General features: G+C 63.2%; 26 protein-coding genes. 11 read left to right on the top strand and 15 right to left on the bottom strand.

Annotation, left to right across the window (positions count from 1 at the left end):
* The first annotated feature begins 9 nt into the window (after positions 1 to 9).
* The gene (locus VIM98_RS08430; protein ID WP_331992648.1) at positions 10 to 354 is read left to right on the top strand and encodes a YkgJ family cysteine cluster protein; all 345 of its coding nucleotides are present in this window, start codon (positions 10 to 12) and stop codon (positions 352 to 354) included.
* Here VIM98_RS08430 and VIM98_RS08425 read toward each other — a convergent pair.
* On the bottom strand, positions 351 to 1097 hold the full coding sequence (locus VIM98_RS08425; protein ID WP_331992647.1) for an anti-sigma factor: 747 nt from the start codon (positions 1095 to 1097) through the stop codon (positions 351 to 353). The genes VIM98_RS08430 and VIM98_RS08425 overlap by 4 nt on opposite strands.
* Positions 1087 to 1671, bottom strand: a complete 585-nt coding sequence (locus VIM98_RS08420) for a sigma-70 family RNA polymerase sigma factor (RefSeq protein ID WP_331992646.1) — start codon at positions 1669 to 1671, stop codon at positions 1087 to 1089. Before VIM98_RS08420 ends, VIM98_RS08425 begins: the two co-directional genes overlap by 11 nt.
* Before the next feature lie 148 nt (positions 1672 to 1819).
* On the opposite strand from VIM98_RS08420, the gene VIM98_RS08415 reads away from it, so the two are divergent.
* Both VIM98_RS08415 and VIM98_RS08410 read left to right on the top strand, forming a co-directional pair.
* Complete coding sequence (locus VIM98_RS08415) at positions 1820 to 2749, top strand: metallophosphoesterase family protein (RefSeq protein WP_331992645.1); 930 nt, start codon at positions 1820 to 1822, stop codon at positions 2747 to 2749.
* Positions 2746 to 3090: a cupredoxin family copper-binding protein gene (locus VIM98_RS08410; protein ID WP_331992644.1), complete on the top strand. Its 345-nt coding sequence runs from the start codon at positions 2746 to 2748 to the stop codon at positions 3088 to 3090. The genes VIM98_RS08415 and VIM98_RS08410 overlap by 4 nt, the downstream gene beginning before the upstream one ends.
* A 22-nt stretch (positions 3091 to 3112) precedes the next feature.
* Here VIM98_RS08410 and VIM98_RS08405 read toward each other — a convergent pair whose 3' ends face one another.
* On the bottom strand, positions 3113 to 3904 hold the full coding sequence (locus tag VIM98_RS08405) for a class III extradiol ring-cleavage dioxygenase (protein ID WP_331992643.1): 792 nt from the start codon (positions 3902 to 3904) through the stop codon (positions 3113 to 3115).
* Positions 3905 to 3982: 78 nt separating this feature from the next.
* Entirely contained in the window at positions 3983 to 5833 is a 1851-nt protein-coding gene (locus tag VIM98_RS08400) for a DEAD/DEAH box helicase (protein WP_331992642.1), read from the bottom strand.
* 185 nt (positions 5834 to 6018) lie between these two features.
* Between VIM98_RS08400 and fghA the strand changes: the two genes are divergently transcribed.
* Positions 6019 to 6870 (top strand): S-formylglutathione hydrolase, encoded by an 852-nt coding sequence (gene fghA / locus VIM98_RS08395; RefSeq protein ID WP_331992641.1) that lies wholly within the window; start codon positions 6019 to 6021, stop codon positions 6868 to 6870.
* A complete protein-coding gene (gene rimJ, locus VIM98_RS08390; RefSeq protein ID WP_331992640.1) occupies positions 6867 to 7427 on the top strand; it encodes a ribosomal protein S5-alanine N-acetyltransferase in 561 nt (186 codons plus the stop codon). The genes fghA and rimJ overlap by 4 nt, the downstream gene beginning before the upstream one ends.
* Before the next feature lie 93 nt (positions 7428 to 7520).
* On the opposite strand, the gene VIM98_RS08385 is transcribed toward rimJ, so the two are convergent.
* Together VIM98_RS08385 and VIM98_RS08380 are read right to left on the bottom strand one after the other, a co-directional pair.
* Entirely contained in the window at positions 7521 to 8837 is a 1317-nt protein-coding gene (locus tag VIM98_RS08385) for a DEAD/DEAH box helicase (RefSeq protein ID WP_331992639.1), read from the bottom strand.
* A 134-nt stretch (positions 8838 to 8971) separates the two neighbouring features.
* The gene (locus VIM98_RS08380) at positions 8972 to 9625 is read right to left on the bottom strand and encodes a class I SAM-dependent methyltransferase (protein ID WP_331992638.1); all 654 of its coding nucleotides are present in this window, start codon (positions 9623 to 9625) and stop codon (positions 8972 to 8974) included.
* 113 nt (positions 9626 to 9738) lie between these two features.
* Here VIM98_RS08380 and VIM98_RS08375 point away from each other — a divergent pair, with 113 nt between their 5' ends.
* Together VIM98_RS08375 and VIM98_RS08370 are read left to right on the top strand one after the other, a co-directional pair.
* The gene (locus VIM98_RS08375; protein ID WP_331992637.1) at positions 9739 to 10971 is read left to right on the top strand and encodes an MFS transporter; all 1233 of its coding nucleotides are present in this window, start codon (positions 9739 to 9741) and stop codon (positions 10969 to 10971) included.
* Positions 10972 to 11014: 43 nt separating this feature from the next.
* On the top strand, positions 11015 to 11500 hold the full coding sequence (locus tag VIM98_RS08370; protein ID WP_331992636.1) for a peptidylprolyl isomerase: 486 nt from the start codon (positions 11015 to 11017) through the stop codon (positions 11498 to 11500).
* 114 nt (positions 11501 to 11614) lie between these two features.
* Here the strand turns inward: VIM98_RS08370 and VIM98_RS08365 are convergent, their stop codons facing one another.
* From VIM98_RS08365 to VIM98_RS08345, 5 genes are all read right to left on the bottom strand, one after another.
* Positions 11615 to 12430, bottom strand: coding sequence for a hypothetical protein (locus VIM98_RS08365; protein ID WP_331992635.1), 816 nt, complete (start codon positions 12428 to 12430; stop codon positions 11615 to 11617).
* 68 nt (positions 12431 to 12498) lie between these two features.
* Positions 12499 to 13068, bottom strand: coding sequence for a C40 family peptidase (locus VIM98_RS08360; RefSeq protein WP_414650202.1), 570 nt, complete (start codon positions 13066 to 13068; stop codon positions 12499 to 12501).
* A gap of 60 nt (positions 13069 to 13128) precedes the next feature.
* Positions 13129 to 14334: a M56 family metallopeptidase gene (locus VIM98_RS08355; RefSeq protein ID WP_331992634.1), complete on the bottom strand. Its 1206-nt coding sequence runs from the start codon at positions 14332 to 14334 to the stop codon at positions 13129 to 13131.
* A 1-nt stretch (position 14335) separates the two neighbouring features.
* Positions 14336 to 14710: a BlaI/MecI/CopY family transcriptional regulator gene (locus VIM98_RS08350; RefSeq protein WP_331992633.1), complete on the bottom strand. Its 375-nt coding sequence runs from the start codon at positions 14708 to 14710 to the stop codon at positions 14336 to 14338.
* Entirely contained in the window at positions 14707 to 15972 is a 1266-nt protein-coding gene (locus tag VIM98_RS08345) for a hypothetical protein (RefSeq protein ID WP_331992632.1), read from the bottom strand. Before VIM98_RS08345 ends, VIM98_RS08350 begins: the two co-directional genes overlap by 4 nt.
* A 92-nt stretch (positions 15973 to 16064) precedes the next feature.
* Here VIM98_RS08345 and VIM98_RS08340 point away from each other — a divergent pair, with 92 nt between their 5' ends.
* The 4 genes from VIM98_RS08340 (at position 16065) to VIM98_RS08325 (ending at position 19914) form a co-directional block, all read left to right on the top strand.
* Positions 16065 to 17324 (top strand): NAD(P)/FAD-dependent oxidoreductase, encoded by a 1260-nt coding sequence (locus tag VIM98_RS08340; RefSeq protein ID WP_331992631.1) that lies wholly within the window; start codon positions 16065 to 16067, stop codon positions 17322 to 17324.
* Between the two features lie 81 nt (positions 17325 to 17405).
* Positions 17406 to 18752, top strand: a complete 1347-nt coding sequence (gene gorA / locus VIM98_RS08335) for a glutathione-disulfide reductase (protein WP_331992630.1) — start codon at positions 17406 to 17408, stop codon at positions 18750 to 18752.
* 9 nt (positions 18753 to 18761) lie between these two features.
* Complete coding sequence (gene hutG, locus VIM98_RS08330; RefSeq protein ID WP_331992629.1) at positions 18762 to 19601, top strand: N-formylglutamate deformylase; 840 nt, start codon at positions 18762 to 18764, stop codon at positions 19599 to 19601.
* A 133-nt stretch (positions 19602 to 19734) separates the two neighbouring features.
* The gene (locus tag VIM98_RS08325; protein ID WP_331992628.1) at positions 19735 to 19914 is read left to right on the top strand and encodes a hypothetical protein; all 180 of its coding nucleotides are present in this window, start codon (positions 19735 to 19737) and stop codon (positions 19912 to 19914) included.
* Positions 19915 to 20133: 219 nt separating this feature from the next.
* On the opposite strand, the gene VIM98_RS08320 is transcribed toward VIM98_RS08325, so the two are convergent.
* The 4 genes from VIM98_RS08320 to VIM98_RS08305 all read right to left on the bottom strand — a co-directional run.
* Complete coding sequence (locus tag VIM98_RS08320) at positions 20134 to 20550, bottom strand: RidA family protein (RefSeq protein ID WP_331992627.1); 417 nt, start codon at positions 20548 to 20550, stop codon at positions 20134 to 20136.
* Complete coding sequence (can, locus tag VIM98_RS08315; protein ID WP_331992626.1) at positions 20547 to 21215, bottom strand: carbonate dehydratase; 669 nt, start codon at positions 21213 to 21215, stop codon at positions 20547 to 20549. The genes VIM98_RS08320 and can overlap by 4 nt, the downstream gene beginning before the upstream one ends.
* A gap of 10 nt (positions 21216 to 21225) precedes the next feature.
* The gene (locus tag VIM98_RS08310; RefSeq protein ID WP_331992625.1) at positions 21226 to 22677 is read right to left on the bottom strand and encodes an aldehyde dehydrogenase; all 1452 of its coding nucleotides are present in this window, start codon (positions 22675 to 22677) and stop codon (positions 21226 to 21228) included.
* Between the two features lie 59 nt (positions 22678 to 22736).
* A partial coding sequence (locus VIM98_RS08305) for an SDR family oxidoreductase (RefSeq protein ID WP_331992624.1) occupies positions 22737 to 23218 on the bottom strand: 482 nt, incomplete at its 5' end.

The following is a 23218-nucleotide window of genomic DNA, read 5'->3' as shown; positions in this document are numbered from 1 at the left end:
GCACATCCTATGGAACATCCGTGTCTGCGCTGTGGCGCGTGCTGCGCGTTTTTCCGTGTGGCTTTTCACTGGTCCGAAGCGGAGCCGTCGCTCGGCGGCGTCGTGCCCCCCGAATTGACCGAAAAACTCGACCCGCATCGCTTGGCGATGCGCGGCACCAGCGCATCGCAGCCGCACTGCACGGCGCTGCGTGGCGAAGTGGGCGTGGCCGCGCTATGCGGTATCTATCCGCAACGGCCGTCGGTATGTCGCGAGGTGGCGCCGTCGTGGGAGTTCGGCGAGGTTAGCCGTCAGTGCGACAAGGCGCGCGAGGCCCATGGGTTGCCATTACTGCAACCCGAGGACTGGATCTAACGCAGATTCTCGCTGTTCTGGAACGCCAGCACGAACTGCCTGAGTTCGCCGCCGTTGACGTCCGATACCGCCAGGAAACGCATGCCGCCGTTGTTCCAATCGATCACGGTATAGCCGTTGCGTTCGGTCACATGCGGGGTTGTGTCGATGGCGGTGGTCGGCCACTGGTACAGGTTGATGACATGCAAGCGTCGCCGGTAGATCAGCGCGGCCACGCTATGGCCGTCGATGGCATCGAGCCGCCCGCCCGCCAGCGGGAACCCTTCGCCGGCCAGTTCCTTCACCCGCGGTGAAAAATCGAGTTTGCCTTCGAACCACGGCTTGACGGTGTGCTGGTCGGTCGAGACCACATCCATCAGATGCGTCAGTTGCAGCGAGCGCAGGTGCGCCGAGATTGCCTCGTTGGCCAGGCTCCCCGCATCCTGTCGTCCGGATCCCAGCCAGAGTGCGCCGCCCAGCAGGCCGGCGATGACGAACCCAGCCGCCGCCGGCCAAGCGCGTGCAAAAGAGCGCGTACGGGCAGGCGCGACCTTGTCGGAGGTCCATGGCTGGCGCAACGAAGCCGGAGCGGTGCGATACAGGCCCGGCTGGGCCAGCGCCTTGCGTAGCCGCTGGTAATCGCCGTAGCTCGCGGCGCAGGGACTGCAGGTTTGCAGGTGGCGCTGCATGGCGGCGCTCTGGGCCGCGTCCAGTTCGTCGTCCAGATAGGCATGCAGAAGCAGGCGGGCATCGTCACAGATCATGCTGGCGTGCCTCCCGTGGGCGATGCCCCTGCGGATGGTGGATGAGTTCGGCTTTCAGTCGTTCGCGGGCGCGTGCAAGACGCGACATGACGGTACCGATTTTCTGTCCGGTCACGGCGGCGATTTCCTTGTACGAGCATTCTTCGAGTTCGCGCAGCACCAGCACTTCGCGCAAGGCATGCGGCAAACGATGCAAGGCGTTTTGCAGCGAACCGACATCTACGGCCAGCAAGGCCAGTGTTTCCGGCGATGGACGCTCATCCGTCAGCGCAAGGCTGTCTTCGTCGACGCTATCGTGCAGCGGATCGCTGGCTTGTCGCGCGTGCTGGCTGAAGAACGTGTTGCGCACGATGGCCAGCAACCAGACGCGTGCATCGCCACCGCGGAAACTGCCGAAGTAGCGCAGAGCACGCAGCATGGCCTCCTGTACCAGGTCCTGTGCGTCCGTATCGTCCCGCGTAAGCCAACGGGCGAGGTTATAGGCCGCGTCCAGCCATGGCAGCATCGCGGCTTCGAAACGTGCGCGGGTAGCGGCGTCCGAAGCGTCGATGGCACTGGCGAGGTCGGTGGTCATAAGTGGCTGTACCGGTAGCGCGACGACTTTATTCCCTCGGTGCGCAGACGGGAATACATCGGCTGGCCGGTCGGTAAAGGCGACTGGAGGTCCGGCAAGGGGCGTCCCGCGCTGGCCGTTCGGCAGCGTGTTCCCACGGAGTGTCACGATGAACGACAACCACGACGACACCGCCAGCCGGCGGCATTTCCTCAAATGCATGGCCTGGGCCGGAGCAGGCACCGTATGGCTGATGAAAGGCGGCGTGCTGCAGGCACGTCCGCTGGGCGAAGCCGATGGTGCCGATGCCAGCTTCAGCTTCGTGCAGATCAGCGATTCGCATATCGGCTTCCACAAGGAGCCCAATATGGACGTGGCAGGAACGCTGCGTGCCTGTCTGCATCAGATTCGTGCGCAGAAACAGCGTCCGGATTTTCTGCTGCACACCGGCGACCTCACGCATCTGTCGCGGCCGGACGAGTTCGACACACTGGCCGGTTTGATGCAGGAGGGAGGCGTCGGCAAGACCTTCTACGTGCCCGGCGAGCATGACGTGATCGGCGACGACGGCGCCGAATTTTTCCGTCGTTTCGGCGAACGACAGCAAGCCGGCGGCTGGTACAGCTTCGACCATCGCGGCGTGCATTTTGTCGGTCTGATCAATGTGCTCAATCTGAGGGCCGGCGGCCTCGGTGCGCTGGGCGCTGAGCAGTTGGCCTGGCTCAAGCGCGATCTGGCCTCGCTGTCGGCCGAGACGCCTCTCGTGGTCTTCGCGCACATGCCGCTATGGTCGTTATATCCGTCATGGGGCTGGGGCACGGACGATGCGGCTGAAGCGGTGTCCTACCTGAAGCGCTTCGGCTCCGTCAGCGTGCTCAACGGCCACATCCATCAGATCCAGCAAAAGGTGGAAGGCACGGTCACGTTCTACACCGCTCGCTCGACGGCGTATCCGCAGCCGGCACCGGGTGTGGGCGACGGGCCCGGGCCGATGAAGAACGTACCGCCCGGCAAGCTTCACGATTATCTCGGTGTACGCGATGTGCGGCACGTTCGCGGCAAAGGCGCGCTGGCAGTCACCGAGGAGGTGCTCACATGAAGCGCTTGCTACTAGTGGCTGCGCTTGCTGCGGGTGCCTTGGTGTCGTGGATGTCCGTGGCGGCGGAGAAACCGCACGCGGATAAGCCAGCCGGCGCGACCGTGGCGATCAGCCAGTTCGCGTTCTCGCCGAAGGAGTTGACCGTTCCCGTGGGTACGCGCGTGGTCTGGACCAATCGGGATGAAGAGCCGCACGTCGTCACCAGTGCCGGCAATCAGTTCACCTCATCGCAGGCGCTGGACACCGACGATAGCTACGCGGTGACGTTCACCAAGCCGGGTATCTATGCGTATTACTGTTCCATCCATCCGCATATGGTCGGCACGATCGTCGTGCATTAGACCAGGCGGTCGGTTCGGGCCATCAGTTCGGGCGGTCGAAGCGGTAGATATCCATGGCCAGGAAACCCAGGTCGACGCCGGCATCGATACGCTGCGAGAGCGGCTCGGTGCCGGCGGCGCCCAACGCGAAGAACAGCGGCAACAGATGTTCGTCGGTCGGATGTGCACGCTCGGCGTGAGGCGCCTGGCGACGGTAGTCGAGCAGGGCGTCGATATCGTGGGCAGCCAGCCGTTGTTCGATCCATTGGATAAAGGGGCGCACATAAGGCGCCTCGCGCTCCTGGCTATAGCCGGCGCGGAAATCATGCAGGTTGTGCGTGATGCTGCCCGATCCGATCAACAACACGCCTTGCTCGCCGAGGCCAGCGAGGGCCTGGCCTACCGCATACTGGTGCGCCGGCCCCAGCTCGGGCTGGATCGATAGCGGCACCACCGGAATATCCGCCTTTGGGTAAAGCAGGCTCAATGGCGACCAGACACCGTGATCGAGGCCGTGCTCGGGATCGATCAGTGCGGGCAGGCCGGCGTCGCCAAGTAACTGCGCTATCCGTTCGGCGTAGGCCGGCGCGCCCGGAGCGGGATAGCGTAAGGCGTAAAGTTCAGGCGGAAAGCCACCGAAATCGTGCACCGTCGCGGGCATAGCGGCACCGCCGACGATCGGTCGACGTGCGAGGAAATGCGCGCTGGCCACAACGATCGCTTGCGGCCGCGGCAGCTGGCCCGCCAAAGCGGCCAATCGCTCGCCGCTGCGCCCGGGGTGCAGAGCGGTCATCGGTGAGCCGTGCGAAATGTAGAGGCTGGGCAGAAGCGTCATGGGAGCAAGCATAGGGTCTTGCCCCCGAGTTTCCAGACATCGGAGCGGGAACGGATCGTCCCCGCACCGGAACGATCGTTATTTCGGGCGGCGCGGCGGCTTATGGCCGGTCCCGCCTTGCGGGCGCGGTTTGCCCTTGAAACCGCCGCCAGGGCGGAATCCGCCCTTGCGTGGCGCCGGGGCCTCGCTGCCGCTGCTGTCGTCCTGTCCGTCCCACTCGCGGATGCGCAACTGCTGCTGGCTGACCCACACCTTCTTCAGGTGCTGGAAGACCTCCGCCGGCATGCCGTCGGGCAGATCGACCAGACTGAATTCGCCACGAATACTCAGGCGACCGATGAACTTGCTCTCCAGGCCAGCCTCGTTGGCAATGGCGCCAATGATGTTGCCTGGCTTGACGCCGTGTTCGTGGCCGACTTCGACGCGGTAGGTCTTCATGCCCTGCTCGGTCACGTGCGCGCGGAGCGGTCGGGTGCCGAACTCGCGTGTCGGCTCGCGGCGTGGCCGTTCCTGATTTTCTTGCCGCGGGCGGCGTTCGCTACGTTCCCCACGTTCGGCGTAGTCGCGTACCGGGGCCTCGCGCTTGGGCGGGGGTGTCAGCAGCAGCGGCTGATCGCCCTGGGCGATACGCGCCAACGCGGCGGCGATCTCGACCGCCGGAACGTTGTGCTCCTGCTCGTACTGCTCGATCAACTGCTGGAACAACCCCAGCTCGCCAATGGCCAGCGTATCGGTGATGCGCTGCTTGAAACGGCTGATGCGCTGGTCGTTGACCGCCTCGACGGTCGGCAGCTTCATTTCTTCGATCGGTTGGCGCGTGGCGCGCTCGATCGCCCGCAGCATGCCTTTTTCGCGCGGGGTGACGAACAGGATCGCCTCACCGCTGCGGCCCGCACGACCGGTGCGGCCGATGCGATGCACATAGCTTTCGGTGTCGTAGGGAATGTCGTAGTTCATGACATGGCTGATGCGCTCCACGTCCAGGCCGCGTGCGGCCACGTCGGTCGCTACGAGAATATCCAGCTTGCCGTCCTTCAATTGCTGGATCACCCGTTCGCGCTGCGGTTGGGCAATGTCGCCATTGATCGCCGCGGCAGCCAGGCCGCGCGCCTGCAGCTTTTCGGCGAGTTCCTCGGTGGCCTGTTTGGTGCGCGCGAAGATAATCATCGCATCGAACGGCTCGGCTTCCAGGATGCGCGTCATCGCATCGAGCTTGTGCACGCCGCTGACGAACCAGTAACGCTGGCGGATGTTGGCGGCGGTGGTGGTCGCAGCCTTGATGGTGACCTCGACCGGGTCCTTCAGGTGCTGTTGCGCGATCTTGCGGATCGGTGCGGGCATCGTGGCCGAGAACAGTGCGACCTGGCGTGCGGGCGGCGTGGCCTGCATGACTTTCTCGACATCGTCGATAAAGCCCATGCGCAGCATTTCGTCGGCCTCGTCGAGTACGACGAAACGCAACTCGGAGAGATCCAGCGAGCCGCGCTCGAGATGATCGATCACACGGCCAGGGGTGCCGACCACGATATGCACGCCGCGCTTGAGCGCGTGCAACTGCGGGCCATAGCTCTGGCCGCCGTAGATCGGCAACACCTGGAAACCGGGGATATGGGCCGCGTAACGCTGAAAGGCTTCGGCCACCTGGATGGCCAATTCACGCGTTGGCGCCAGCACGAGCGCCTGCGGCTTGCCCGGCTTCATATCGATGCGCGAGAGGATCGGCAACGCGAAGGCGGCGGTCTTGCCGGTGCCGGTCTGGGCCTGGCCGAGCACGTCGCGCCCCTCCAGCAGCGGCGGGATAGTGGCGGCCTGAATCGGCGAGGGCGATTCATAACCGACGTCGGCCAGGGCGCGCAAAAGCTCAGGGTGCAACCCAAGCGCGGCAAATCCGGCGGCAGCCGGTGCGGAATCGGAAGACGGGGAGGACATGGGAACCTCAAAAATGGCACGCGCGGGGGCGTGCGAGAGCGTATCGGCTATTGTAGCAGCCTGGCCTGCCGCCTGCCTGAAGCAGAGCAAATCGCCGTAGCCAGCATCGATTTATGCAAACCGTCGACATGTTTGCCGGCATCGCGGCGCTATGATTTGCGCTCTTGGCGACCGGGGCCCGAATCATGACCGTATCCATCGAAACGATCTCCGAGCAACGCAGCTTCGGCGGTACGCAGGGGTTCTATCGGCACATGTCGGCCGCTTGCGGTGGGCCCATGCGCTTTGCGGTCTATCGGCCGCCGCAAGCCAGCGAGGGGAAGTGCCCGGTGCTGTATTACCTGGCCGGGCTGACTTGCACGGAAGAGACCGCAACGATCAAGGCGGGCGCCCAACGCCTTGCCGCGGAACTGGGCCTGATCCTGGTCATGCCCGACACCAGTCCGCGCGACACCGGCTTCGACGGCGCCACCGGCGACTGGGAGTTCGGCGAAGGCGCCGGTTTCTACCTGGATGCTACCGAAGCCCCATGGTCGTCGCGCTTTCGGATGTACAGCTATATCGTCGAGGAGTTGCCCGCCCTGATCGCCGAACGCTTCCCGGTGGATGCCCAGCGCACGGGCATTTTCGGTCATTCGATGGGCGGTCACGGCGCCCTGGCCATCGCCTTGAAGAACCCTGGACGCTACCGCTCGGTGTCGGCTTTTTCGCCCATCGTGGCGCCGACCCAGGTACCTTGGGGGCAGAAGGCTTTTGCCAATTATCTCGGTAAGGACACGACGAGCTGGCGCGACTACGATGCTTGCGAACTGGTTCGGCGCAACCCGTTTCCCGGCACGATCCTGATCGACCAGGGCGAAGCGGACAAATTCCTCGAAGGCCAGCTGCGTCCTGAACTGTTCGAACGCGCTTGCGTAGAGTCGGGTCAACAGCTCACCTTGCGGCGCCACCCTGGCTACGACCACAGCTACTACTTCATAGCCACGTTCATCGAGGACCACCTGCGGCACCACGCGCACGTGCTGGCCGGTCGATGAGCGTACTGGTCGCGCTGGAGAGCGCGCGTACGGTCATGCGCATTCCCACGGCATCGGATGCGCCGGCCTTGTTGCGTTATCGCATCGACAATCGCGCGCACCTTTCGCCCTGGGAGCCGTTGCGTGAGGAAAGTTATTACGCGATCGAGCACTGCGCTCAGGCGATTGCTGATGCGCGCGAGACAGCGCGGCTGGACCGCGGCTATCCGTTCGCGGTGTACGACCGGCAGACGCAGGAAATGATCGCCACCTTCAACTTCGCCAATATCGTGCGCGGCGCGTTCCAGGCCTGCCATCTCGGTTACGGCGTAGCGGCGTCCTGGCAGGGCCGAGGCTTGATGGCCGAAGTATTGCAGGCAGGGCTGGCGTTTGCGTTCGGCGATTTGAAACTGCATCGCGTGATGGCCAACTACATGCCGCGCAATGAGCGCAGCGCGCGATTACTGGAACGACTGGGGTTCGAGCGGGAAGGGTATGCGAAGCGTTATCTGCGCATCGACGGGCACTGGGAGGATCACGTGCTGACGTCCTTGGTGCGCGATGACGATGCGCATTGAGAGACGGCTCGCTTGCGCATGGCCAATTGTCCCCCTCACTTCAACGCTATCCCCGGTAAAGCGGGGATAGCGAGTTGACTGAGGAGAAGCTTTTCAGGCCTTGGCCGCCGGCCTCCGAGGCCGGCGCCGCTTGCGATTGCCTGCTGCATGCCCTTCGCCGCTGTTGCTTTGCGTATGCCCATGCGGACGGTGCGACGGCGCTTTGTTTTGGCGCGGTGGCCGCGGCTGGCGCTGCCCCTGCACGGGACGCGGTGCGCCCGCATCGACGCGCAGCGGTTGCGAAGGCTCGAAACCTGCAAGATTGCTGACTTCGATTTCTGCATTGAGCAGCTTGCGGATATCGCGCAGGAGCCCGGCCTCCTCGTGACTCACCAGCGAAACGGCCATGCCGTCGGCGCCGGCGCGCCCGGTGCGGCCGATGCGATGTACATAGTCTTCGGCCACCATCGGCAGGTCGAAGTTGATCACGATCGGTAGCTGATCGATATCGATGCCGCGCGCCGCAATATCGGTCGCCACCAGCACGGTGATGCGGCCGCTCTTGAAGTCGCCGAGCGCGCGCGTACGCGCGTTCTGGCTCTTGTTGCCATGGATCGCAGCGGCACGCATGCCGGCGGCTTCCAGATAGCGCACCAGCTTGTCGGCACCATGCTTGGTACGGCTGAATACAAGGGTCTGGCGGCGGCTATCCTGCGCCAGCACATGCAGCAAGAGGTCACGCTTGCGTGCGGCATCGACCGGATGCACGCGATGCGTCACGGTGCTGGCAACCGTGTTGGGCGGAGTCACCGAGACTTCGCGCGGATCGCGCAGGAATTGCATCGCCAGCGCCTTGATCGGCGGCGCGAAGGTGGCCGAGAACAGCAGCGTCTGACGCTGCTTCGGCAACACCGCGAGGATACGCTTCAGGGCAGGCAGGAAGCCCATGTCGAGCATGCGGTCGGCCTCGTCGAGCACCAGCATCTCGATACCGGCCAGGTCGATCGTGCGCTGTTGCAGGTGATCGATCAGGCGGCCGGGAGTGGCGATAACTATGTCCACGCCGCGCCGCAGGGTCTGGATCTGCGGTCCCATGCTTACGCCACCGAAGATCGTGGCACTGCTGGTGCGCAAGTATTTGCCGTATTCGCGGAGGTTGTCGTTGACCTGGGCGGCCAGTTCACGCGTCGGTGTCAGCACAAGCACGCGCGGACGCTTGCCGTTCATCGGCGCGCCAGCGGAAAGGCGCTGCAGCACAGGAAGGGCGAATGCAGCGGTCTTGCCGGTGCCGGTCTGTGCGGCGGCCAGCAGGTCGACGCCTTCCAGCACGGCCGGGATGGCAGCGGCCTGGATCGGTGTAGGTTGGGCGTAGCCTTGATCGGCAAGCGCGCGCAGCAACGCGGGCACAAGGCCCAGCGATTCGAATGACATGAGAGCTCCAGAGCAACTCGGAGCGTCATCGAACCGCGTTGCATGAATCAAAAGGGGAGGGGATCGGCTCGGACCGATCGGTCGGAGTATAGCAGCTTCATGCTGCGTCTGCACAAACGCGGTGCCGCGGGGGCTCAGCGGCTGGCGACGATCAGGTAGCTGTTATATGGGGTGCGCCCGTGCAGCGCCCGGACGGCAACCCTGAGCCCGTGACGCTCCAGGGGTTCGCGGATTTCCTCAAGACTGGGATAGTGCTGCGCGCCGACCGGGATCCAACCGGAGTACTTGAGGAAGAACTCCTCGATCCGGGTGGCATGGAAACGCCAGTTCGGTTCGCGTAGAACGTTGCGGATGATCAGCGTGCCGTGCTCGGCCAGGTGCAGCATGGCCGTCGCAAGCAAGTCGCGCTGTCGCTCGCGCGGCAGGTAATGGAGGATATCCAATAGCACCACGTTGCCGTCGTGCGGTGGCAGGGCGGCTGCATCGGCATGGTGCAATTGAACCCACCCGTCCATGCCGGCGCGGTCGGCTGCCTGTCTGCCTGCCTCGATCTTGCGTGCGTCATGATCGACGCCGATATAACTGGGCCGGTGGCCGGTGGCGTGCAGGAAGTGCGCAAGCAGGCCCAGCCCGCAGCCGATATCGAGCACCGGGAGGTGCGAGTTGGCGAGCACGCCTCGGGTCGCGGCATAGGCTGGATCGAAAGCGAGCTTCCAGCGCGCATGAGCGCGCTGGCCAAGCGAAGGGAAACGCTCGGCGATCGATCGCCGTGTCGGTGCATCCATCATGGGCACGATCCTGCACGTGCTTGCGTAAGCACGGCGTCTTTTTTTTACTTGGCCTTGCACGGTCTGCATAAAGTGCTAGCCTCCGGCGGTCGCCACCGCTCGAAGGGTTATTGATGTCGTTTCTGGCCCCCCTGCGCGAACTCAATCGCGAACAGCGCCATACGGTATTGGCGAGTTTCCTGGGCTGGACGCTCGATGCTTTCGATTATTTCCTGCTTACCTTCGTGATTGTCGGCATTGCCGACGAGTTCAAGGTCAAGCCGGCAGAAGTGACTTTCGGCTTGTTTCTTACCCTGGCGGCCCGACCGCTGGGTGCGCTGCTATTCGGGCGCCTGGCGGACCGTTTCGGCCGCCGGCCGATCTTGATGCTCGATGTGATCCTGTTTTCCGTCTTCGAGCTGGCAACGGCATTCGCGCCATCGCTGACCGTCCTGCTGGTCTTGCGTTTCCTGTTTGGCGTAGCGATGGGCGGCGAATGGGGACTGGGCGCGTCGCTGGCAATGGAGTCGATTCCCCCCAAAGCGCGGGGGCTGGTCTCCGGTCTGCTGCAAAGCGGCTATCCCTGCGGCTTTTTTCTCGGTGCGCTGGCCAACTGGCTGCTGATCGACGCGATCGGCTGGCGCGGTCTGTTCGTGATCGGCGCGGCGCCCGCCCTGCTAGTGCTGTATATCCGGCGTACGGTGCCGGAGTCGCCGGTATGGCAGGCCCATCAGGCGGCGCACGGCAAACGGAGCCTGGTCGAATCCATGCGAGGGCATTGGCGCCTGGCCATCTATATGACCTTGCTCATGGCTGCGTTCAATATGTTTAGTCATGGCTCGCAGGATCTGTACCACACCTTCGAAGAAAAGAGCCTGCACTTGCCGACCGGTTCCGGCGCGGCCTTCATGCTCGTGGCGATGCTCAATCTTGGCGCGATGGTCGGCGGACTGTTATTTGGGGCCTGGTCCGAGCGCATCGGTCGTCGGCGCGCCATGGTGATCGCCGCGCTGCTGGCCATTCCGGTGATACCGCTGTGGGTGCATGGCAGCTCCTTGCTTTGGTTGGCGGTCGGGGCCTTTCTGATCCAAGTCATGGTGCAGGGGGCCTGGGGTGTGGTGCCTACCCACCTGAACGAGCTGTCGCCGGACGCTGTACGTGGCACCCTGCCGGGCTTCGCCTACCAGATCGGCAACCTGCTGGCCGCCTATACGGGCAATGCCCAGTTCCAGATCGCCGATTGGCATGGCGGCGACCTGGCCTTCGCCATGGGTATCTGGATCGCCGTGGTGGCGGTCACCCTGGCCTTGCTGGCCGGGTTAGGACCCGAAGCCCGTGGCGTGGGGTTCGGCGGCGGCAAGCTTTGACGGTGCTAGAATCCTCCGTTTGATCCATCACGAGATTCAAGCAATGAAGGCTGGCAAGGATAAAGTCGTCTCCCTGCACTACACCCTGACGGTGGGCGGCGAGAAGGTGGAAAGTTCGCTCGACCGCAATGAGCCGCTGTGGATCCTGCTTGGCCATGGCCAGCTGATACCGGGCCTGGAAAAGGCACTGGATGAGAAGGAAGCGGGCGAATCCCTCCAGGTCGAAGTGCCGCCGGCGGAAGGCTATGGCGAGCGCCAGGATGGGCAGATTCAGCGCGTACCGAAGAAGTATTTCCAGAACGGCGCCAAGCTGAAGGCCGGCGACACCACCGTGCTGGCACTCAAGCAGGGCGGCCACCGGGTGGTCACCGTGCACAAGGTCGGCATGACCGCCGTCGACGTGGACCTGAACCACCCTATGGCCGGCAAGACGCTGAATTTCGATGTCACCATCAATGAAGTGCGCGATGGTACCGAAGAGGAAATCCAGCACGGCCATGCGCATCCGCCGGGTGCAGAAGCACATTAAGCGTGGCCGGCTGCCTGCGGTAGCCTGCAAATTGCAAACATAAAGCCCGCGCCAGTCGCGGGCTTTATGTTTGCTCGGGTTGCCTATCGACCGAAGTTGCCGCTCAGGCAACCGTCATTCGGCGGGGAAGCATTTGGTCGTGGGCGATGCTGCCGAAAGCCGAAGGGCACCGCTTCCATCGATAACGGCTTCCGCTTCATAGGTAATGACTGTCGGATTGCTTGCTGCGGCGCGTTTGTATTGCGCTGGTGCCTGCTGCTCCTGTATTGCGTAAGCCTTATTGCAATCGGGGGCCGCGGCTTGGCCCAGGTTCAATACGCGGCGTATCGTGCCCCAGCACGCCGACAGATTCGAACGCAAGGAGCATGGCGCCAGATAATGACTGCGATATCGCATCAGCAGAGCGGGGGGCGGTAGCGCAATACGCGGATCGGTACCGCGCGTACTGGCGGGAGCCAGCAACTGCAGTGTGCGCAGTGAATGGTCGGACATGATGCCTGTGTGGAGTTTCCGGTAGCTCGCGGCGCTGAAGACGGCAAACCCCATGCCGCCGTTCACGCTATCGTCGGCGTGGAATAAGACATAGTCTCCTTTGACACCCCAGAAATAACCGCTCCAGTCCTGGATGACGTGTTCGTTGCTATCGGTGCCGTCGCGGCACACCGGTTCTGGCCGGCCCGATCCGAAAGGCACGATCGCTAATTCACTGGCGCCTTTTTCTCCCGCATCGAGTTGCTTGATCATGAAGCGCGAGTAATACCAGCACGTCAGCATCGGTTTGGCGTCCGGTACGTCAGGGGGCGGCGGCAAGGGCAGCTGGATTTCTCGAACCGGCTTGTCGAGCAGCGGGGAGGAGGCGGCCCACGCTGCGGTAGAACATATCGGCAAGCCGCAGAACAGCAGCGATAGCAAAGTCGTCTTGACTGTCATGGTGAATTCCTTCTCGATGGGGTAAGAGCGCTGGAGGTCGTGCCTGACCGGGTAGCGCTATGAAGCTGTCAATCCAACAAGCGTTTTCCATAAGCAAAGTGATCTCGCCAATACGGCCCATCGATGTCATCCAGCCGCACGGTGCCGCCGCTGTTGGGCGCATGCACGAATCGCCCTTTGCCGACGTAGACGCCGACGTGGCTGATGCCGGCCGTTCCGCCGAAGAACACCAGGTCACCGCTGGCCAGGTCGGTCATGCTCCTGACTTTCAAGCCGTTCATGGCGGCCATCTCATGCGAAGTGCGCGGCAACATCAGGCCGGCGGCGTTGCGGTAGATGTAGTCGACCAGGCCCGAGCAATCGAAACCGCCTTCGGGCGTGTTGCCGCCCCAGCGATACGGAGTGCCGACGAGGGCGATGGCACGGAAGAGTACATCGTTGGCCGTGCCGACCTCATTGGGTGCGCGTGCCGGTGCGTCGGCGAGGGCCGAGTGCGATTCCTTGAATGTCGGCTGGCGTTTGCGGGGAGCGGGACTGGAGCAAGCGGCGAGCAGGACAATGGCCATACAGAACAAGCCGCGCAGCAGGCAAGCAGGTAAGTCCGCGCAGGGGGCGACGGCTGGTTCCTGGTGGCGCATAGGACAACCTCGGCAGTAGGCATGCCGAGGTTATCAAATCAATAAGTTATGTGGAAGTCTTTAGGAATTGGACGAGGACGGGGTGTCCGGCGTTTCGCTCAGATCGAACTGCACCGGCACCCTGGTCGCACTCTCGATGGCCTGACCATTGCGCATGGCCGGGAAGAACCGCCATTGGGCCGCGGCATCGCTGGCCGCCTTGATCAAGTCCGTGGACGTGGTCGTGCTGTGCGTGGCGTCGTAATGGATGGTCTTGGGATGCCCCTGGGTGTCGACGACAACATCGAGCATGACGATGCCTTGTTCCTTGTTGGCAATGGCCTCCTGGGGATAAGCCGGTGCGTGCTTGATGTTGAACTGCGCATCCGCCGTCGCGCCTTGCGGCGCGTGTTGCGCGGCCGCTTGCGCGATCATGGCGCTGCCGCTCATGACGAGGCCGATAACCAGATAACCGAGACGACGACGTGAAACACCGAATGCGACTTGCTGGATCATACGGAGACGCTCCTTCAATTGGGGGTGGGTGAGCCACGGGGTGATAGCCGGCGCAAACGACACACCGGCGCTGTGCAACAAGGCATGGGCGTAATGAGCGCGTTGCTCGGGCGCATCGCGCAGGCTGCGTTCGTCGCAGGCCAACTCCTGGTCCAGCCGGAAGCGCGGTAGCGCGATCCAGGCCAGCGGATGGAACCAAAGCAAGGAAAACACCAGCTCGGCGAACAAGCTCCACCAGGCATCGCCGCGGCGCAGATGTGTCAGTTCATGGCGGAGTACGCAGGCGCGTTCGTTGGCATCGAAACGCGTTAAAAAGTCTTCCGGCAGGAGCAGTAGTGGACGTGGTGCCCACAGCACGGCCGGGCCGATGTCCGCAATACGTACGCGTGCAGGCGCGAAATTGCCCAAATCCGGCAGCGGTTGCGCCAAATGCTTCGAGGTCATGCGGATATGCACGTAATGCGTGCTGAGGCGCAGCAGACATGCGGCGACGCCCGCCAGCCATAGCGATCCAAGACCAAGGCCTAGCAATGGCATAGGCATGCGCGCTGCCAACAGCGAGGCGCCATCGGGTACGACGCGCAACGGTGGCAAGACCGCGACGAGCCGCTCGCTCGGCAGCCAGGGTAGCGCGCAGAACGCAATTGGCAGCAGCCACAGGAGAAACGCCGGAGATGCGCCGAACAGCCGGCACGCCGGACGACGCAGCAATAACACCAGGATCAAACCGAGGCTGCTCCACGGCAGGAGTCGCCAGAAGATATCGTCCATCTCAGTGCCCCTTCTTCTCGATGTCGTCGACCAGCTTGCGCAATTCGGCGATGTCCTTGGCCGAAAGTTTTTCGGTGCGGGTAAAGTGCGCCAGCAATGGCGCAACCTTGCCGCCGAAGACGCGGTCGAGCAGGCTGCGGCTTTCCTCCTGCTGCCATGCTTCGCGAGTCAGCAGTGGGGTATACAGATAACGCCGACCATCGCGTTCGGCGCTTACTGCGCCCTTGCCGAGCAAGCGGTTGAGCAGGGTGCGAATGGTTTTTTCATGCCAGCCGGTGGGGGCGCGCAACGCTTCGACGATCTCTTCGGAAGTGCGTGGCGCGGTTTGCCATAGCACTTCCATGACGCGGGCTTCGGCTTCGCTGATCGGTGTCATGGGGAATCCTTTTCAATATGCAGATCGCGCTTGCTCAACGTGCGTCCTTCGACATCGGAGGCGGTCATGCGATAGTCGCCGGGCGCGAGGTAGAGCGTGTTGACGCTGTCGGGCACGACCAGGGCGATGCGGTCGGCGGCGGTGGCGTCGTCGCTTTCGTTGGCGTAATGGGCTTCGATCAGGCAAGGCACCTTGCGGTCGCACATGACGGTGTTCACTAACCGTGGCTGGCGCATACCGCCGAGGGCCAGCCAGCCGGGCCGCCGCCGATGGTCCATGGGGGGCAACAGCACGCTCACGTCATGGCGCAAAGGGTCGCTGCTCCACACGCTGCCGTCATGACGACTGACCAGAACGCTCGGGCCTTCCGGATGGAAATCGGTCGTCAGCTGCCGGTAGGCGCTGTTATTGCCGCCACCGCCGATATCGCGAAACTGCGATTGGTCGATCGATAACGGCTCGATCCCGGTCAAACGGTGCAGATGCACGGCCATCGGTACGACATCGCCACCGAGGTTGCCCGCGGCCTTGTCGATATGCGCGTAGCCGGCGTGCACGAACAATCGAGCATGCGGATCGACGGCAAACACGCGCCGGTAGAGATTGCGCGCCTGACCTTCCTCGCGTTCGGCAGTGGATGAGCCGGTCGCTTCGTAGGGCACGATCACGAAGCCCAGTCGGATCGCGGCACGGATGATTTCGCCATACAACGGTTCGTGCAGGTAAGGGCTGCCGGTGACGACCGGGTAGCCACGATGCATCAGGTCGCCGTCCTTATCGTCCAGCGCCTCGGCGGCGAAATGTGTAAAACCAAGTTTGCGCAGGCGCGGTAGCAGCGCAAGTGTCAGCTGGCGTGTGTGTGCGTCGTGGTGTACTTCGTTGATCAGCACCAGCCTGCGACCGGCGGCCAGCCTGGCGATGACGTCGGCGGCATCCTCGGTCTTCCAGGAAGCAGGGCCGGGCAGCTTGTCCGGCGCGATCTCTACTTTCACGCGGTTATCGAAGGGGAAGTGCCGCACGGCTTCGTCATACATGCCCAACTGGTTCTCCAGCGTGGCAACCAACTGCTGGCCGACGACCCAATCGCGATCTTTCAAGGTCGGTAACTGATCGGCCAGAAACTGGTACCGGGCCAGGTCGTTCTTCATCGGTTCCATGTCGCGCAACAGGTCGCGCGCCGAGCCGACTTGCTGGGCAAGCGAAGCTTGCACCGGCATGGCGGCCGCGGCGGGTGCGAAAGAGCTGGTGGCGAAAGCGGTCATGATCAGGATTACATTTGTAGTCCTGGATAAAATTACATCTGTAATTCTCATTGTGCAAGCCCCCTGGGGAAAGCGCCCGCTACAATGGGCGCATGGATGCTTCGCGAAGTGACGTGCTGGTTCTGGGCGGTGGTGTGATTGGCCTCGCTTGTGCGCTTTACCTGTTGAAGGCGGGGGTATCGGTCCGCCTGCTGGAGCAAGGTACGCCAGGTAGCGGGAGTTCGCATGGGAATTGCGGCACCATTACCCCCAGTCATGCGCCCCCCTTGGCCATGCCTGGCACGCTGGGAGTGGCCATGCGCTCGATGCTGCGTGCGGATGCGCCGCTCTACCTTAATCCCCGGTTCGACCTGGACCGCCTGCGCTGGATGCTGGGTTTTGCCCGGCGTTGCAACTGGCGGGATTTCCACCGTGCTGCGGTAGCGCGCTCGGCTATCCTGCAGCGTTCGCGTCGCCTGCTCGCCCCGTTGATGCAGGAAGAGGGGCTGCACTGCGAATTCGTCGAACGTGGCGAGCTGTATGTCTATCGCACCCAGCGGCTGATGCATGCCGACGAACGCCATCATGCCGCCGTGCTTGACCGGCTTGGTATCGAGGTCAAGCGGTTGCACGGCGACCAGATTGCCGGGATGGAACCGGCGCTGAAGCCCGGCATCGTCGGTGGCCTGTATCACCCCGACGATGCGCAACTGCGGCCCGATCGCTATGTCGCCGAGTTGGCCAGGCGAGTGCGTGAGCGCGGTGGCACGATCGAGAGTGGCGCGCGCATCGATCAGTTCGGCATGCAGGACGGCCGTATCAGCCACGTGCGCACGACGCGCGGTGTGTTTTACGGCGACCGCGTGATCATGGCGCTCGGGGCCTGGTCGCCACTGCTTGGCAAGATGCTCGGCCTGCGCCTGCCGATGCAGCCGGGTAAAGGGTACTCGCTGACCTACAGCCGTCCGGCGCGCGTGCCGCGGCATGCGATGGTGCTGCGCGAGGCCTCGGTTTGCGTCACCACCTGGGGCAGCGGTTTCCGCCTGGGCAGCACGATGGAATTTTCAGGCTACGACGAAGGCCTCAATCAAGTGCGGCTGCAGGCCTTGCGCCGTGCCGCAGCCGAGCATCTGCATGAGCCGGAAGGCGCCGACCTGCAAGAAGAATGGTGGGGGTGGCGGCCCATGAGCATGGACGAGATCCCGATCATCGGTCCGAGCACACGCTGGTCGAACCTGCACTTGGCGACTGCGCACGGCATGCTGGGTGTGAGCATGTCGGCGGCAACCGGTGAACTGGTTGCCGCGCAGTTGCTGGGCAAGCCCGCCGAGATCGATCCGATGCCGTACGCTCCGGCGCGTTTTGGGCTATGAAACATGCGGTGTCTACAGGCGTTGACGCTCATTTAAAGCCGTCGTCGCTAACGTTCTTTATTGATGACAAGGGAATCGGCAATGGCTGAGCGTTTCGATCTGATCGTGCTGGGAGCGGGGTCCGGCGGCCTGGCCACCGCGATACGCGCCGCACGACATGGCGCCCGTGTCGCCATGCTCGATCCTGGCGCGCTCGGCGGCACCTGCGTCAATGTCGGTTGCGTGCCGAAGAAGGCGCTCTGGTTTGCCGCGCAGTTGGCACATGCGCAGGCACTGGCGACGGAATATGGCTTCTCCGGTACGCCTGGCGCGTTCGATTGGGAGCACTTTCGCCATTTGCGTGCGGAGTACATCGACGGCATCAAGGGGCGCTATCTGCATCGCCTGAGCGAGGTTGGCGTGCAATGGCTTCCCGAGGCAGGGCGCTTCGTCGCTGCCGACACTATCGCCACCAGCGATGGCGATGAATTGAGCGCAAACCATATCGTCATCGCTACCGGTGCGCGGCCGCATCGCCTGAGTGTGCCCGGCTTCGAACTGGGCATGGTGTCCGACGACATGTTTGCCTTGCCCAGCCGGCCGGATCGCATCGCGATCGTCGGCGGCGGTTATATCGGCCTCGAGTTTGCCGGTCTGCTTAATGCCCTGGGCAGCAAGGTGACGGTCTATGCGCGAGGCCGCCTGCTCGGCGGTTTCGATACGGAAATGGTCGATGCCCTGGAGCGGCGCATGACCGAGCAGGGCGTGACGTTCTCGCCCAATGTACTCGTCAAGGGATTGCGCTCGGCCAATGGCGAGCTCTATCTCGACGATGCCGTTTCCGGCGAGGGCGGTCCCTACGATGCCTTGCTCTGGGCTGTCGGTCGTGTACCCAATACCGAGTCGCTGGATCTCGATGCGGTCGGCGTCGGACTGGGCAAGCAGGGGCGCATTCTGGTCGATGCCTGGCAGAACACCAACGTAGCTGGCATCTATGCGGTCGGCGATGTTTGCGAGAACCGTGAATTGACGCCGGTCGCGGTAGCGGCTGGGCGACGCCTGGCCGACCGTTTGTTCGGCGGACAACCGGATTCGCGCCTGGAGCACAAGGATGTCGCTAGTGTGGTATTTGCCGAGCCGCCGCTCGCCATGGTCGGCATGACCGAAGAGCAGGCGCGCGCCATGCATGGCCCTGAGGTGCGGGTCTATCGCTCGACGTTCTCGCCACTGCAATGGGCGGTGGTCAAGCATCCAGGCAAGACGCTGATGAAAGTGATTTGTGTCGGCGCGGAAGAGCGTGTGGCTGGTATCCACGTGCTCGGCCTCGGCGCGGAAGAAATGATGCAGGGCTTCGCCGTAGCGTTGAAGCTCGGAGTACGCAAGCGCGATCTCGACAACACCGTAGCAATTCATCCCAGCTCGGCCGAAGAGTTGGTGTTAATGACGTAAACTGCCGTCATGACGACTCACACCTTGCATCGCGGCACGGTGCCGCTATTGATCAGTCTGCCGCACGACGGCAGCTATATCCCGCCGGAGATCGCCGCGCGCATGACGCCGCGCGCGCAGCGTTCGATCGATACCGACTGGCACGTCGCCAAGCTCTACGAGCCGCTGGCCGAACAGTTGGGTGCCAGTCTGATCAAGCCGGTCGCGTCGCGTTACGTGGTCGATCTCAACCGTCCCGCCGACGGTCATGCGCTTTACCCGGGTCGCAAGGAAACCGGCCTGGTCTCGACTATTGGCTTCGATGGCGAGCCGCTGTACCTGGAGGGAGCCGAGCCGGACGAGAAGGAAATTCAACGGCGGGTAAATGATTTCTGGCAGCCCTACCATCATGCATTGGCGCAAGAAATTGCGCGCCTGCGCCATGAGCACGGCCGGGTGGTGCTTTGGGAAGGGCATTCGATCCGTAGCCGGGTGCCGATGCTGTTCGAAGGCCAATTGCCGGATTTCAATCTGGGTACGGCCGATGGGGCCAGTTGCGGTGTGGATTTGCAGCAACGCCTCGAACGCAGTCTCCAAGGGCAGTCGCGCTACAGCTTCGTGGTCAACGGCCGCTTCAAGGGCGGCTTTATCACCCGTCAGTTCGGCCGGCCGGACGAAGGCGTGGAGACGGTGCAACTGGAACTGGCGCAGCTCAATTACATGAATGAAGATAGCCTGGCCTATGAGCCTGCGAAGGCCGAGCCGACCCAACGCTTGATCCTGCAATTGCTGCGTTGCTGCCTGGACGGATCGCAAGAAAATACGTCCCGGGAAGGCTTGGTCGAAAAGTCAATGACTCCCTTGCAGTGACGTTCGCCGCGATCGGAAAAATACCCGTTAACGCCTGAAAATGCCGGTGCTATGTTGAGGCCGTCGCGCCGCTCGCGCATGCCGGGTTCCGGCCGGGTCCGCGACAATTCAAACACGTTCGAGGCATACCACCATGCGTAAACTTGCGATCGCTCTCATGCTCGTCGCCGGCGTTGTGCTGTCCGGTTCTGTGATCGCCGCCACCGCGCCTGCGTCGGCTACCGGGCATCACGCTGTCGTGGCCAAGAAGTCCGCCACCAAGCACCATCAAAAGAAGACGCATCACAAGGCGGCTAAGCCTGCGAAGGGCTAAACGGTTGTTTGGGTCGTTTTTGGTGCCGTTACAGCGTTGCGTAGATGATGCATGCGGCGTTACCTCCTCACCCCGACCCTCTGCGCGCAAGTGCGGGGCACTGAGAATTACTCCGTCGGCCTCCCTCTCCCCTGGCTTTGCCGAGGTGAGGGTTGGGTGAGGGGGCAACGCCGCAAAGTCCGTCATGGGATCCTGTTGCGAGGCGACGTCAATCGCGACCTACGGAACAGCCGCAACACACTTCAATTCGATCGCGATCGGTGTCGGCAAGGCGCTGATGCCTAATGTCGTGCGCGCCGCATCCACGCCCGCGAAGTACTCGGCATAAAGCCGATTGTAGACAGGAAAATCGCGTGCCATGTCGGTCAGGAACACCGTGACGTCGACCAGGTCGCTCCAGCGTGCCCCGGAGGCCTCAAGCACCGCACGCACATTGGCGAATACCTGCCGGCATTGTGCTTCGATGTCATACGACACCAGCTTGCCATCGGCATCGTAGACATTGCCAGGAATGCTGTTATCGCCCGGTAGGCGTGGCCCGACACCCGAAAGGAACAACAGGTTGCCGACGCGGCGCGCATGCGGATATGCACCGACCGGGCGAGGAGCCGCATCGGTGCGAACCACATCGCTCATTGTGCCGCTCCCGGCACGGCGAGCAGGCGCGCGAGGCTTTCTTCGTAGGCTGAACGGGTACCTTCACGTGAGGTGACATGCAGGCCCAGATCCTTGATGCGGCCATCGAACAGGCTATAACACCAAGCATGCACGGAAAGTTTCTGGCCGCGCTCCCAGGCGTCCATGACGGTGGTGGTCTGGCACACGTTTACCGCCTGCTCCATGGCATTCAATTCGCACAGACGAGTATTGCGCAACTGCATCGGATCGATCGCGGCCAGCAGTTCGCCGTGCTTGATCGCCACATCGCCGACGTGCCGCAACCAGTTATCGACCAGGCCGAGCCGGCGATCGTCCAGCACCGCTTGCACACCGCCGCAGCCATAGTGGCCCACGACCAGGATGTGCTCGACCTTGAGCACATCGACCGCGAACTGGATCGCGCTCAGGCAATTGAGATCGGAGTGCGAGACCACGTTGGCGACATTGCGCTGCACGAAGATTTCGCCTGGCGGCAGGTCGACGATCTGGGTAGCTGGCACACGCGAATCGGAGCAGCCGATCCACAGATACTTGGGGGCCTGCTGTTGAGCGAGGCGTTCGAAGAAATGCGGATCCTGTTCGCGTACGGCGGTAGACCACGCGCGATTGCTTTCGAGCAGGGCTTGCAAGGGACTGGTCACGATAGATATCTCAATAGCGAATGCAGATGTTTTTCGGCTCGGTGAAGAAGTGCAGCGCTTCCTCGCCGCCCTCGCGTCCGAGACCCGATTGTTTGGTGCCGCCAAATGGCGTGCGCAGGTCGCGCAACAGCCAGCAGTTGATCCATACGATGCCGAAATCGAGCGCTGCGCCCACGCGATGCGCACGCGACAGATCGCTGGTCCAAAGCGAAGCGGCCAGTCCATAGCCGGTGCCATTGGCAATGGCAATGGCTTGTGCATCGTCGTCGAATGGAATCAGGCTGACCACCGGACCGAAGATCTCCTGCTGATTGGTCGATGCTTCGGGGGCGAGGCCTTCGACTACGGTCGGTGCGACATACCAGCCGTTTGCACAACGTCCGTCCAGTTGCACCGCGCCGCCGCCACACAGAACGTGGCCACCTTCGGCGCGCGCCTGGCCGATGCAGTCGATGACCTTGTCGAAGTGGGCCTGCGATACCAGTGCACCCAGGTCAGTATCGGCTGTCTTGGGGTCGCCGACGCGCAGGGCGGTTACACGTGCCAGGTAACGCTCGCGGAAGGTGTCGTAGATCGAACGCTGCACCAGCAGCCGCGAGCCGCACAGGCAGATTTCTCCCTGGTTGGCGAAACCCGAGCGCACAATGGTATCCAGGTTGGCATCGGTGAGGTCGGCATCGGCAAAGACGATCGCCGGGTTCTTGCCGCCCATTTCCAACGAGACCTTCTTGAACTGGCCGGCCGTCGCCGCCGCGATCGTTTCGCCGGTGCGTGTGCTGCCGGTAAAGGACACGGCCTTGACGTCGGGGTGTGCAACCAACGGCAGGCCCACCGCAGGCCCGCGGCCCTGCACAATGTTGAGCACGCCAGGCGGAAATCCTGCTTCGATACTCAGCTCGCCAAGCAAGGCAGCGGTGCAGGGCGTGATTTCCGAGGGTTTGGCGACGACAGCGTTACCTGCAGCCAGGGCCGGCGCAATCTTCCAGGTAAACAGGTAGAGCGGCAGGTTCCATGGGCTGATACAGGCCACGACACCCAGCGGATGGCGCAAAGTGTAGTTGATCGCGCCCAGTTCCATCGCGTGCGACTGGCTGCTCCATGGCACGACGGCCGCGGCGAAGTAACGCAGATTGCTGACTGCACGCGGAATATCCAGGCTGCGCGCCAGTGCGACGGGTTTGCCACTGTCGCACGATTCGAGTGCGGCAAAGTCGTCCAGTCGCGCTTCGACCAGATCGGCCAGGCGATGCAGCAGCCGGCTTCGCATGTCGGCTGGCGTGGCGGCCCAGCCGGGTGCGGCGCGCCGCGCCGCCGCTATGGCGGCGGCAACATCGTCCGCCGTGGAATCGGGGCACTGTGCAAAGACCGCACCGGTAGCCGGTTCGTAGACATCCAGCCAATGCCCGTCGCGCGGCGGCTCGAGGCGACCGTCGATCAGATTGGCCAGGCGCGTCAATGACATCGCACAAGCTTAAAGGGAGCCGGCGCCGATTGCACCGGACGCATGCGTATGCGTGCCGATCAACTCAACGATCGCGTGCGGCCGCCATCGACCGCAATGCTGACGCCATTGACATAGGCAGCTGCCGGTGTGCAGAGGAAGGCGATCACCGAAGCCACTTCGCCCGGTTCGCCGAACCGACGCGCGGGGACCGCAGCAAGCATGCCCATGGCAATTTCCTCGGCGCCGCGCCCGCTGCTCGAGGCTTGCCCCTGCAGCAGGCTGTTCAGCCGGTCGGTGCGGGTATAGCCGGGCAGCACATTGTTGACCGTGATGCCGTCGGGCCCCAGTTCGCCAGCCAGGGTCTTGGACCAGCCAGCCATCGCTGCCCGGATCGTATTGGAAACGCCGAGATTGGCGATGGGTTCTTTCACCGAAGTGGAGATCACATTGACGATGCGTCCATAACGGCTATCGCGCATGCCCGGCAGGAAAACCTGCACCAGGCACTGTGCCGAAAGCAGATGCTGGCGGAACGCGGCTTCGAAGGCTTCAGTGGCGG

The sequence above is a fragment of the Dyella sp. genome, assembly GCF_036568765.1.
In the GTDB taxonomy this organism is placed as follows: Bacteria; Pseudomonadota; Gammaproteobacteria; order Xanthomonadales; family Rhodanobacteraceae; genus GSA-30.
The sequence above is the reverse complement of the archived record's forward strand: the minus strand, read 5'-3'. Positions and strand labels throughout refer to the sequence as shown.